This window comes from Leeuwenhoekiella parthenopeia, from assembly GCF_020782115.1.
Lineage (GTDB): Bacteria > Bacteroidota > Bacteroidia > Flavobacteriales > Flavobacteriaceae > Leeuwenhoekiella > Leeuwenhoekiella parthenopeia.
Map to the genome: position 1 here is coordinate 89,272 of NZ_JAJGMW010000017.1, position 11,646 is coordinate 100,917.

General features: G+C 40.3%; 10 protein-coding genes. 9 read left to right on the forward strand and 1 reads right to left on the reverse strand.

The window, feature by feature from the left end; genetic code table 11:
- The first annotated feature begins 70 nt into the window (after positions 1-70).
- The 7 genes from LLW17_RS13135 to LLW17_RS13165 all read left to right on the forward strand — a co-directional run bounded on the left by LLW17_RS13135 (position 71) and on the right by LLW17_RS13165 (position 7,866).
- Positions 71-1,705: a carboxypeptidase-like regulatory domain-containing protein gene (locus tag LLW17_RS13135; protein ID WP_228230747.1), complete on the forward strand. Its 1,635-nt coding sequence runs from the start codon at positions 71-73 to the stop codon at positions 1,703-1,705.
- Between the two features lie 92 nt (positions 1,706-1,797).
- Positions 1,798-2,748 (forward strand): isopenicillin N synthase family dioxygenase, encoded by a 951-nt coding sequence (locus LLW17_RS13140; protein WP_228230748.1) that lies wholly within the window; start codon positions 1,798-1,800, stop codon positions 2,746-2,748.
- A 3-nt stretch (positions 2,749-2,751) separates the two neighbouring features.
- Positions 2,752-3,084, forward strand: a complete 333-nt coding sequence (locus tag LLW17_RS13145) for a translation initiation factor (protein WP_228230749.1) — start codon at positions 2,752-2,754, stop codon at positions 3,082-3,084.
- A 12-nt stretch (positions 3,085-3,096) separates the two neighbouring features.
- On the forward strand, positions 3,097-4,032 hold the full coding sequence (locus tag LLW17_RS13150; RefSeq protein ID WP_228230750.1) for a DUF1835 domain-containing protein: 936 nt from the start codon (positions 3,097-3,099) through the stop codon (positions 4,030-4,032).
- Between the two features lie 2 nt (positions 4,033-4,034).
- On the forward strand, positions 4,035-4,907 hold the full coding sequence (locus tag LLW17_RS13155; RefSeq protein WP_228230751.1) for a nucleoside phosphorylase: 873 nt from the start codon (positions 4,035-4,037) through the stop codon (positions 4,905-4,907).
- A gap of 73 nt (positions 4,908-4,980) precedes the next feature.
- On the forward strand, positions 4,981-7,029 hold the full coding sequence (gene ppk1, locus LLW17_RS13160; RefSeq protein WP_228230752.1) for a polyphosphate kinase 1: 2,049 nt from the start codon (positions 4,981-4,983) through the stop codon (positions 7,027-7,029).
- Between the two features lie 3 nt (positions 7,030-7,032).
- Complete coding sequence (locus LLW17_RS13165; RefSeq protein ID WP_228230753.1) at positions 7,033-7,866, forward strand: substrate-binding domain-containing protein; 834 nt, start codon at positions 7,033-7,035, stop codon at positions 7,864-7,866.
- 335 nt (positions 7,867-8,201) lie between these two features.
- Here LLW17_RS13165 and LLW17_RS13170 read toward each other — a convergent pair whose 3' ends face one another.
- Positions 8,202-8,867 carry a uracil-DNA glycosylase gene (locus LLW17_RS13170; RefSeq protein ID WP_228230754.1) on the reverse strand — a complete coding sequence of 222 codons (666 nt, stop codon included), beginning with the start codon at positions 8,865-8,867 and terminating at the stop codon, positions 8,202-8,204.
- 74 nt (positions 8,868-8,941) lie between these two features.
- Between LLW17_RS13170 and LLW17_RS13175 the strand changes: the two genes are divergently transcribed.
- Together LLW17_RS13175 and LLW17_RS13180 are read left to right on the forward strand one after the other, a co-directional pair.
- Entirely contained in the window at positions 8,942-11,116 is a 2,175-nt protein-coding gene (locus LLW17_RS13175) for an endonuclease MutS2 (protein ID WP_228230755.1), read from the forward strand.
- Positions 11,113-11,514: a thiol-disulfide oxidoreductase DCC family protein gene (locus tag LLW17_RS13180; RefSeq protein WP_228230756.1), complete on the forward strand. Its 402-nt coding sequence runs from the start codon at positions 11,113-11,115 to the stop codon at positions 11,512-11,514. Before LLW17_RS13175 ends, LLW17_RS13180 begins: the two co-directional genes overlap by 4 nt.
- Positions 11,515-11,646: the final 132 nt, after the last annotated feature.

Sequence of the window (11,646 nt, forward strand, 5' to 3'; positions counted from 1 at the left end):
AATCAATATTATTATTCTTTACTGTTCAAAATCAATTATATTTAAAAAAACCGTTCTTAAAGGCGTAAATATGCGAAAGTGGATAGCAAGTAAAGTCTTACTTCTTATAATTTTAAGTTTATTTTCAAATGAAGTAGGGGCTCAAAAAGAGGATTATATTTCTGGAAAAACAGTTGATTTTGAAACAGGTAATCCAATCGCCTTTGTAACAATTCGCCTTTTGAAAACAAATTCCGGCTTAATTTCAAACGCGGATGGTGGATTTAAAATCCCATACGATGTAAAAAATAGAATTGATTCCATTTCTTTTACCAGCATCGGCTATGAGAAAAAAAATATTGCTCTGGCAAATTTGAAAATAGGAGAATTAAATCTTGTTAAATTAGTTCCAGCAGTAGAAGACTTGGGTGAAATACGTATCATTTCAGCAAAAACCAAAGATCGCGAGGAACTAAATTTATCTGCCTCTGAAATAATAGCTAAAGCCATTAAGCGAATCCCAAACAACTACCCTAATCAACCATTTTCTTGTGTTGGTTATTATCGGGATTATCAGATGCGAAATGATTCCTATTTAAATCTAAATGAGGCCTTGTTGAAAGTATATGATCAGGGTTTTTATGCAAGAGATCTACCTACTACCAAAACGGTGATTTATCAATTAAAACAAAACACTGATTTTGAGCGAAATAGAGATGCCGAAAGGAAATACGATTATTTTACTCAAAGAAAAATTGTTGACAACGATATCAAAATAGGCGAGCTTGACATAAACGAATTTTATCTTTTACGAGTACACGACCCAATTCGCAACCACCGGACAAATAGTTTTGATTTCATTAACCGCTTGGACACCGATTTTTTGCGCAATCACAGTTTCACCTTGGGGAGGGAGACAACAAATGGAAGCTCTCTACTTTATCAAATCAATATATACAGAAACATTAATGGTATTATAGTGAGAGGAAAAATTTATATTGAAAAAGAAAACTTTGCAATACATAAAATAGAATATACTGTTTTGAGAGCTAGCAATGAGGAATCGCAAAAACACAATAGTTATGGTAGTCCATCATTAAGCGATGCCGGTAGGGATGAGGAGGAAACATCTATTTATTCATTAACAGAAGAATATCAAAAAATCAATACCAAGATGTACCCAAGTTATATCTCATTCAATAATGTTTTTAAACTACAGGCAACACCGAAATTCAGGCCTATTGAAATGCGCGTATTTACGAAGGATCAATATTTTTCTCTAGTTTTCAACAATAATATTGACGAAACGGACGCCGATAGAATTAATAATTACAGATTAACAGTGAATGATAAGCGTATCCGGCTAGATAAAGTTAGAATTGAACGTAACATTGCTCATTTATACCCTAAAAATCCGGATGAATTGTTTAAGGAATATGCTGATTACTTCGAGAATATAACAGAAAATAATTTTGTAGACATTGGGGTAAAAAATATAGAAGACGTATTTGGAAACAGAGTAAACGAATCAAATACACAATTTTACAATCAATATAGAGAATTCTTTATTCAGGAAATAACAGATTATTCACTACCTCCTCAAGATTATGTAATGGATCCTTCAAAGCCAATTTTTGGAAATCAACCTATAAATTCAGGTGATAATCTATCAGGATATTGGATGAACACGCCACTAAAGCAAAATTACATTTCCAATGAAAACTAAACATCAGACAGTTTTTTAAGTTTAGTTTAAAATCACCCCCTCTTAAAATTTGATATATTTACGTATTAATAAATTTTCAGTATTCCTTAATTATGAATAACATCCCCAGTGTAGATCTTTCTGATTTTCTAAGCAGTGACTCTTCAAAAAAGCAAAAATTTGTAAATGAAATAGGTCGCGCTTATGAGGAAATTGGTTTTGTTTCGCTCAAAAACCATTTTTTAGACGACAATCTGGTAGACGATCTGTATAAAGAAGTCAAAGCATTTTTTGACTTACCTGAAAATACCAAGAAAGCTTATGAAATTGAAGGTCTGGGCGGTCAGCGGGGCTATATTTCTTTTGGGAAAGAGCATGCTAAAGGAAAGAAAGAAGGCGATCTTAAAGAGTTCTGGCACTTTGGTCAGGATCCTGAACCTGATGCCAACCTGACTGAAGAATATCCGGAAAATGTTCACGTAAAAGAACTGGAGCACTTTAACGAAACCGGGATGCAGGCCTATAGAATGCTTGAAAAAACCGGAATTTATGTGCTGCGTGCTCTTGCTATCTACATTGGTCTTGACGAAATGTATTTCGACAAATGGGTCAAAAATGGAAACAGTATTCTCAGACCCATACACTATCCTCCCATCACCGAAGAACCAAAAGGTGCTGTACGCGCCGGGGCTCACGGTGATATCAATTTAATCACCCTTCTTATGGGTGCTTCTGCCGGTGGTTTGCAGGTGCTGCGTAAAGATGGAGAGTGGATTGATGCCATACCTAATGAAGATGAACTGGTGATCAACGTGGGCGATATGCTGGAGCGTCACACCAACAATAAATTGCGTTCTACTATTCACCGTGTCGTGAATCCGCCAAGGGAAGAATGGGACACTCCGCGCTACTCAATTCCGTTTTTTATGCATCCGCGTAGCGAAATGCCATTAAATTGTCTTGAGGAATGTATTGATGCAGAACATCCTAAAGCCTATGAAGATATTACTGCCGGCGAATTTCTACATCAACGCCTGGTGGAAATAGGACTTATTAAAAAATAGTTTATGGATTTACAGGACCAACTCAAAAACTTATTTCCCGATCATGAGCCGGAGCCTCAACAAGAGGCTGAAGATGCCAATGATTTAGGAATATGGATGCAGGATGATCCACTAATCTGCAAATATGAAAAACGAAAAGGCAAGCCGGTAACCATCATAGAAGGCTATACGGGCGCTGATTCTGATTTCAAAATTCTTGCAAAAGAGCTTAAAACCATGCTGGGTGTGGGCGGAAGTTTTAAAAAAGAAAGCATTCTAATCCAGGGGGATTACCGCGATAAAATCATGACTTTTTTAAAAGACAAGGGATTTCGGGTAAAACGCGTGGGTGGTTAAAACCCTATTCATATGAATTCAAATACCTTGCATATCACCAACGGCGATATGGTACTAAAGCGCCTTGATGCCCTAAATTTTAATGGAGATCGAATCGTTTGGCGCGAAATGCTCTGCGAAGGCCCCACCGTTGAAGAGGTAGGTTCAGAACAGTTTATCGAAGCCCGAAAGCATTTTTTAAAAGAGAATTACAATATTACCGAAGCAGATTACGAGGACAAGTTTGTTTCAGAACTAAATAAACTGGCTGCCATTAACGGATATGAAAAGATTGTGCTCTGGTTTGAATTTGATTTATTCTGCCATGTTAATATACTTGCAGCAATAAGTTACCTCATACAGAATAAGAAAATAATGCCTATCTACGTCGTGTGCAGCGGCTGGGTAGATGGCGAATTACAGCTTAAAGGCTTGTCGGAGCTTACCGATGAACAATTTATTAAGCACTACGAAAACAAACTCAAACTTGCCCCTGAAGACCTTGCGGTCGCACACCACATCTGGCAGTTGTACTGCGATGAAAAACCCATAGAGCTTAAAGCCGAAATTACCAAAAGCTCTAACTTCAAATACCTGTCTAGTTGCTTACGCGCCCATGTAGAACGCTTTCCCAACAGCAAAACCGGTCTGAACACGCTGGAAACCAACATTCTTAAGCTTATAGATTTACACGAAGTTTCCTCAACACATCAACTTTGTGGTTATGTATTGAAGTACCAGGGCTATTACGGTTATGGCGATATGCAAATCGAAAGGATGATCAAAGCCTTAAAACCTTTTTTCAAAATGAAAGAAGGCAAGCTGGTTTTAAACACCAAGGTACAGGCTGTACTTGAGGGGTCTCAAAATTTTTACGACACCTTAAAAGATGAGTCCTTTTATGGTGGCACACAGAAATACGATTTCCTCTACAATTCAAACAATCACGAACTGGTAAGATCACACTAATTATGCCTTTAGCCTCTTCAGAGCTTATTTTAAACGAAGATCAGAGTATTTATCATTTACACCTTAAGCCTGAAAACCTTGCTGATGTTGTTATAACTGTAGGAGATCCAGACCGGGTAGCTGAAGTTAGCAGACATTTTGAACATATTGAAATCAGCACCCAGAAGCGGGAATTTAAAACCGAAACGGGAACATTTAAAGGCAAACGCATTTCAGTAATTTCTACGGGAATTGGCACAGACAATATTGATATCGTTCTCAACGAGCTGGATGCTTTAGTCAATATCGATTTTGAAACCCGGGAAATTAAAGAGCAAAAAAAATCCCTGCAACTAATAAGACTTGGTACCAGTGGAGCCATTCAGTCAGACATTCCGGTAGATTCTATTCTTTTAAGCAAACGTGCGTTGGGATTTGACTCCTTACTGCATTTTTATCAGAGTGCTTCGGTACGTGACCACGCATTTGAACAGGCATTTTCAGCACACCTGCAATTAAATCCTGAAAAAAGCACTCCGTACTGTGTCGAAGCCGATTCCGCTTTGCTTAATCACTTCAAAAATCCCAACTATTTTGAAGGAACCACGGTAACTAACGTGGGTTTCTACGGTCCGCAAGGTCGTACCCTACGCCTTCAGACTGAAGATGTAGCTCTTAATGAAAAACTGCAATCCTTTCGCCTTAATTCTGAAAAAATAACCAATCTGGAGATGGAAACTTCAGGCATTTATGGGCTGAGTAAACTTCTGGATCACCGGGCATTATCTGTAAATGCAATTCTGGCCAATCGCGCCACGGGGAAATTCAGCAAAAATCCTTCTGAAATCGTCGAACGTATGATTACTGAAGCCCTGGAACGCATAGCAGAACTCTAAAGGCTTTTTAACAAAAGCTTAATTTTGCGCGAGACGGGCTTTCGTATTTTTGGTCAAAATACAAGCCTAACCTATGGAAACTGACCAATCCCGACATTTAAAGCACAGAGACTTAAACTGGCTGAGTTTTAATGAGCGTGTGCTACAGGAAGCGGAAGACCGCGAGCGCAATCCGCTTTACGAGCGTATGAAATTCCTTGCGATTTACAGCTCAAATCTGGATGAGTATTTTAGGGTACGCGTGAGTCAGTTAAGACAAATGAAGCGTATCGAAAAAAGTATACGCAAGAAACTTTCACTGCAACCTAACAAAACGGTCAAAAAAATCCTGGCCCGGGTAAAAGAACAGCAGGAACGTTTTGGCACCATTTTTAAAGATCAAATCATTCCCGATCTTGCTAAAAACAACATCAGGCTGGTAAGCGATACCGATTTTACTTCGGTTCACGGAGATTTAGCAGACATCTGGTACACCACACATCTTAAAAATACCCTGGAAACGAAGCTGGTTGTCCCTTCAAAAGGCAATTCGATCTTTATTGAAAACCAAACGCTGTATTTCTGCGTGACGTTTGAAGATGATAAGCAGTTTGGTTTTGTAAAAATACCCACAGACAGCAACTCGCGATTTGTAGATCTGGGCAGGCATCAGGGCAACTATTACATCACGTTTATTGACGATATCATACGCTACAAGGTTCAGAGCCTTTTTGATCATACCGTTAAAGGTGTTTATGAAATGAAACTTTCGCGGGATGCCGAATTGTACATCGATGACGAACTCGACGGAATTTTAGCTGAGCGCATTTATAAATCCCTGGAGCAGCGTCAGGAAGGTCAACCTACACGCTTGCTTTATGATTCGGCTATGCCGAAAGATGAGGCCAAAAAGCTTCGCAAGCTGCTTAATCTGGGCAAAATAGACATGATGCCCGGTGGCAGGTATCATAATTTTAATGATTTCTTCAAATTCCCTGATCCTACTGAAAACCCGGAGTTGCATTATGCCGAAAAACCTTTCATCCCACATAAGGTTTTAGAGAAATCAAAGGATTACTTTAAGACGATCAGAGCGAAAGATCAGCTGGTGCATTTTCCGTTTATGACCTTTAATTACATTGAACGTCTTGTAGAGCAAGCCTCTACAGATCCCGATGTAACGCATATCAAAATCTCATTATACCGTGTTGCAGACGAGTCGGTATTAACCACAGCGCTGCTTCAGGCCATTGACAACGGTAAGGATGTCACGATCTTTATTGAGGCTAAAGCGCGCTTTGATGAAGAAAACAACATCAGCTGGGGCCGAAAGTTTGAAGACAAGGGCGGTCGCGTGATATACAGTTATCCGCGTATCAAGGTGCATTCTAAAATTTTGATGATTATACGCAATGAAAACGATAAAGCTAGAAGATACGCCTACATAGGCACCGGAAACTTCAACGGCGAAACCTCAAAAATCTATTGCGATCACGGTCTTTTTACTGCGCATCCAAAAATCACCAAAGAAATACACCGGGTTTTTAGAGTTCTGGAAGGTGAATTGATCATCCCACGAAACAAGCATTTGCTCATTTCTCCATTTACCACCCGTCGTATTTTTGAAAAGCTGATACAACAGGAGATTGACACTGCTCTTGAAGGTAAACCGGCGGCCATTACGGCAAAAATGAATAGCCTTGAAGACCCTGATATCATTGCGCTGCTGTACAAAGCGAGCCAGGCCGGAGTTAAAATACGTCTTATCGTTCGCGGTTTTACCTGCCTGATACCCGGAGTTGAAGGCTTAAGCGAGCATATCGAAATGACCTCAATTGTAGATCGTTATCTGGAGCATGGTCGTATCTATTTATTTCACAACGGTGGCGACGAGCAAATGTTTATGGGCTCGGCAGACTGGATGACGCGTAATCTAGACCGGCGCATTGAGGTATTGACCCCTATTTATGACGAAGATTTGTTTAAAGAGCTAAGAGCAATTTTGCTCATTCAGCTTCAGGACAATGTAAAGGCACGTATACAGGATGCCGAAGAAACCAATACCTATATGCCTCAAAAGCCCGGCGAATCTGTCGTACGCTCGCAATATGCGATCTATGATTTTTTAAAGGCCAAAAACTAAACCATGAAAACTTTAAAAGTGGGCGGAGTGCCCGAGCATTTTAACCTCCCCATACATTTATGTATTGAAGAAGGTCTTTTTAAGGCTGAAGGAATTGAGGTGGAATGGGTAGAATTTCCGGGAGGAACCGGAGCGATGAATGCTGCTTTACGAGATGAAGAAATCGACGTGGCCGTTATTTTGACCGAAGGCATCATACGCGACATTGCAAACGGGAATCCGTCAAAAATTATTCAAAATTATGTATCGAGCCCATTGATCTGGGGTGTTCACGTTGCCGCTGAAAGCGCATTTCAGAGCATTGACGATTTAAAAGATGCCAGGCCGGCCATTAGCAGGTTTGGCTCAGGTTCTCACGTGATGGCTTTTATTCAGGCACATCAACTGGGATGGGACACCTCAAAACTGGAGTGCGTGGTGGTAAATAATCTGGACAATGCGATTGAAGCGCTACAAAATGGTGAAGCAGATTATTTTATGTGGGAGCATTTTACCACAAAACCTTTGGTAGATCGGGGCATCTTCCGTCGTGTTGCAGATTTCCCTACCCCCTGGTCCAGTTTTGTTTTTGCAGCTACCGAAACTGCTATAAAAAACAAAAGTCAGGAGCTTTCGGCATTCTTAAAAGTTGTGAATGCAAAAACCAAAATTTTCAAAAATATTGAAGGAATTGATCTTATTCTTGCAGAGCGCTATGATCAAAAACTAAAGGATATTCAAAAGTGGTTATCTCTTACAAACTGGTCACAAGAGAAGCTCCCGGAGGCTGAATCTGAGCAAATTGTATCCTTTTTAAAACAATTAAATATGGTAGAAATAAACTATTACTATAAATAGTAATTAACTAAGATTTAATGAAACTTTTACATTTAATTGTCTCATTCATAGAAAAATATTGCACACTTTTGTACCGAAGTAATTAAACAACTTAAATAATTCAAACATGGTTACCTTTTTTACAATTTTAGGTATCCTCCTGTTGATTAACGTGCTATTATTCAAATATAGTGTAGCAGGAGGTCCCGCTCAAAAACCGAAAAAACGTGTAGCCCCTATCGAAACAGCGTTTAACGAGTCTGCCTATGCGCTTAACAAAGCATCATAAACAGATTTAAAACCAAAACCTCTAGAAAATGCCTTGAAAATTTCAAGGCATTTTTTTGTTTGTAGGTTTACCAGTTAATTTTGGTTTTTCCTGCGTTTTCGAGTTTTCGGTTTGTTTCACTAAAGTGTTTGTTACCAAACCAATAACCCCGGTTAGCACTTAAAGGTGACGGGTGACCACTGGTTAAAACCGTATGTTTTTGAGTGTTTATCAAGGAGGCCTTCTTTTTAGCAAAACCACCCCAAAGCAAAAACACAACACCTTGCTGTTCTTCAGAGATTCTGCGTATTACCGCATCGGTAAAGGTTTCCCAACCTTTATTCTGGTGTGAACCTGCCTGATGGGCTCTTACGGTAAGTGTAGCATTTAGAAGCAGTACGCCTTGTTTAGCCCAATGCTCCAGGTTTCCGCTATTCGGAAAAGGCTTATTTAAATCAGTCTCCAGTTCTTTAAAAATATTGATCAGAGAAGGCGGCATCGCAATACCTTCGGGCACCGAAAAGCACAAGCCGTGCGCCTGCCCGGGCCCGTGATACGGATCCTGACCTAAAATAACCACCTTAACGGCATCAAAAGGACAAAAATCAAAGGCCTTAAAAATATCTTTCCCTTTTGGGTAACAGGTATGCCAGGTGTACTCCTCACGCACAAAAGTCGCAAGTGTTTTAAAGTAATCTTTTTCAAATTCAGGTTCCAGAACAGCTTTCCAGCTGGGGTGTATGTCAACGTTCATGAATATCTTAAATTTACAGGGCTGAATGAATATAAGTTTAAAATTCAGCTACGCCTTAAAATTAGGCATTTGCTATGATAAAAATTCATCCTAAAACCCTTGCAGATTTAGAGTTCCACACCGTTTGTTCTCAGGTTAGTGCGCTTTGCGTTACCGAAAAAGGTAAAGTGAAAGCCCTTAAACTGCATCCTCAGCGCAGCTTTAAAAAGACGCTTTTTGCACTTGATCAAACCAAGGAATACATCAACTCAGACACCCACGAAACGCCAATACCCAATCACGGCTTTGACGCGCTTGATCACGAACTCAAAATGCTGAGTATCGAAGATACCACGCTAGAGCTGGGCAGTTTTAGAAAAATAGGGAGCCTTTCAGAAACTGCAAACAATCACCTCAGGTATTTTAAAAAGTTTCAGGAGACCTTTCCGGTTCTTTACAGAACGGTTCGTGATACCGAATATACCACGGTAATTACTGACGAAATCTCCAGAATTATAGATCGTTTTGGCGAAATAAAAGATGACGCCTCTCCCCTGCTTCAGCAAACGCGCCGAAGCATCAATATCGAAAAAGGAAAAATCAACAGCAGCTTTGCCAAAGCACTTTCAGAATATGCTTCTTACGGTTATCTCGATGAGATCAGAGAATCTATCGTAGACAATGTGCGGGTTTTAGCCGTAACTGCAATGCACCGCCGCAAGGTGAAGGGTTCGATAATGGGTAATTCCAAGACCGGAAGCATTGTGTACATTCAGCCGGAAGCTACTCAACATGCACAACGCGAACTTAACAACCTGCTTTACGACGAGCAGGAAGAGGTAAAGCGCATTCTCAAAGCGCTTACCAATTATGTAAGGCCGTTTGCACCTTTGCTTGAAGACTATCAAAAACTGCTGAGTACCATTGATGTGATTTCCGCGAAAGCGAAATATGCCAAAAAACTCAATGCGGTATTGCCCAAGATCACGACAGAGCGCGAACTCGAAATAAAAGAGGCTTACCATCCCCTGCTTTTGCTCAACAACCGCAAACGTGGTGAGAAAACCTTCCCGCAGGACATCAGTCTCGACAACGATAACCGAATTATTATCATAAGTGGGCCTAATGCCGGGGGAAAAAGTATAACCTTAAAAACCGTTGGTTTGCTTCAGCTTATGTTGCAAAGCGGCATGCTGGTGCCCGTACATGAGTATTCGCGGTTTTGCCTTTTCGAAAAAATACTGACCGATATCGGCGACAATCAAAGTATCGAAAACCACCTGAGCACCTACAGCTACCGCCTGAAGAATATGAATTATTTCCTGCGGAAATGCGATGAAAATACACTTTTTCTCATCGATGAATTTGGTACCGGTAGTGACCCGGAGTTGGGTGGCGCGCTGGCGGAAACCTTTCTTGAAGTATTTTACGAGCGTGGCAGTTATGGTATTATCACGACGCATTATGCCAACTTAAAGATGATGGCAAATGAGACCGAAGCCATCACTAATGCAAACATGCTATTTGACTCGCGTACACTAGAACCCTTATATAAATTGTATGTGGGGGAAGCCGGAAGTTCATTCACCTTTGAGGTGGCACAGAAAAATGGTATTCCGTATTCGCTGATCAACCGGTCTAAAAAGAAAGTAGAGCGTGGTAAAATACGCTTTGATAAGAGTATCGCCGATCTTCAGAAAGAGCGCAGTAAGCTGGCCAAAACCACTAATGCGCTTAAAACTAAAGAGCAGCAGGCACAAAAACAGCAGCAGGAACTCGATAAAACCAATGCGCGCATTCAGGAGAAACTGGAAAGCTATCAGGAACTCTACGACAGCAATCAGCGTCTCATTTATTTGGGCCAAAAACTGGATGATCTGAGCGATAAGTTTTTCACCAACAAAAACAAAAAACAGCTTATGGACGAGCTGTATAAAGTGGTACAAATCGAAAATTCGAAGCGTGCCAAGCAATCTGCAAAAGAAAAAAGAGCGCAAAAAGCCAAAGAACAGAAAATAAAACAGGAAGCTGAGAAAAAGGTTGAAGTAATCCGCGAGAAGAAAAAAGAGCAAAAGCAAAAGGCTGTAAAAATTGAAGCCGAAAAGCCCAAAATAGAACTTAAAATAGGAGATCGCGTACGCCTGCCGGATGGCCGCGCCACAGGAACGCTAGATAAAATTGAAAAAGGTAAAGCAACGGTAAATTACGGTATGTTTACCACGCAGGTAGATCTCGATACGCTCGAATTTGTGCTAAGACCCAAAAGATGAGTGCCGAAAAAATCATATTGTTTGACGGAGTTTGCAATTTGTGCAATGGCGCTATCAATTTCATCATAAAGCATGATCCCAAAGCACAGTTTAAGTTCGCATCCCTTCAGGGTGAAAACGGGCAAAGACTTCTTGCGCAGCATCACATCAATCCCAAAGAAACCGATTCTATCGTTTTGATAGAACCCGAGCGCGTTTCTGTAAAATCTTCGGCAGCCCTGCGCATTGCCAAATATTTGAACAGAGGCTATCCCCTGCTCTACGCTTTTATGATCATTCCGGGTTTTATTAGAAACGCGGTTTACGACTTTATCGCCGCCAACCGGTACAAATGGTTTGGTAAAAAAGAGAGCTGTATGATTCCCACACCTGAGCTGAAAAGCCGATTTTTAGATTAAATTTTACTAAACCACTCTGCACTAAAAGTGCAGAGGTTTATTTTACTGGGGACTGAAAGTCCCCTTTCTTATTCCAATATAAAATTGGAATTATCAGTACCATCGCGACGATGATGTTCTAAATAGTCATTG

Excerpts from the sequence above, each read along its gene's own strand:
- LLW17_RS13135 (WP_228230747.1), top strand. The coding sequence starts at position 71 with ATGCGAAAGTGGATAGCAAGTAAAGTCTTACTTCTTATAATTTTAAGT.
- LLW17_RS13140 (WP_228230748.1), top strand. The coding sequence starts at position 1,798 with ATGAATAACATCCCCAGTGTAGATCTTTCTGATTTTCTAAGCAGTGAC.
- LLW17_RS13145 (WP_228230749.1), top strand. The coding sequence starts at position 2,752 with ATGGATTTACAGGACCAACTCAAAAACTTATTTCCCGATCATGAGCCG.
- LLW17_RS13150 (WP_228230750.1), top strand. The coding sequence starts at position 3,097 with ATGAATTCAAATACCTTGCATATCACCAACGGCGATATGGTACTAAAG.
- LLW17_RS13155 (WP_228230751.1), top strand. The coding sequence starts at position 4,035 with ATGCCTTTAGCCTCTTCAGAGCTTATTTTAAACGAAGATCAGAGTATT.
- ppk1 (WP_228230752.1), top strand. The coding sequence starts at position 4,981 with ATGGAAACTGACCAATCCCGACATTTAAAGCACAGAGACTTAAACTGG.
- LLW17_RS13165 (WP_228230753.1), top strand. The coding sequence starts at position 7,033 with ATGAAAACTTTAAAAGTGGGCGGAGTGCCCGAGCATTTTAACCTCCCC.
- LLW17_RS13170 (WP_228230754.1), bottom strand. The coding sequence starts at position 8,867 with ATGAACGTTGACATACACCCCAGCTGGAAAGCTGTTCTGGAACCTGAA.
- LLW17_RS13175 (WP_228230755.1), top strand. The coding sequence starts at position 8,942 with ATGATAAAAATTCATCCTAAAACCCTTGCAGATTTAGAGTTCCACACC.
- LLW17_RS13180 (WP_228230756.1), top strand. The coding sequence starts at position 11,113 with ATGAGTGCCGAAAAAATCATATTGTTTGACGGAGTTTGCAATTTGTGC.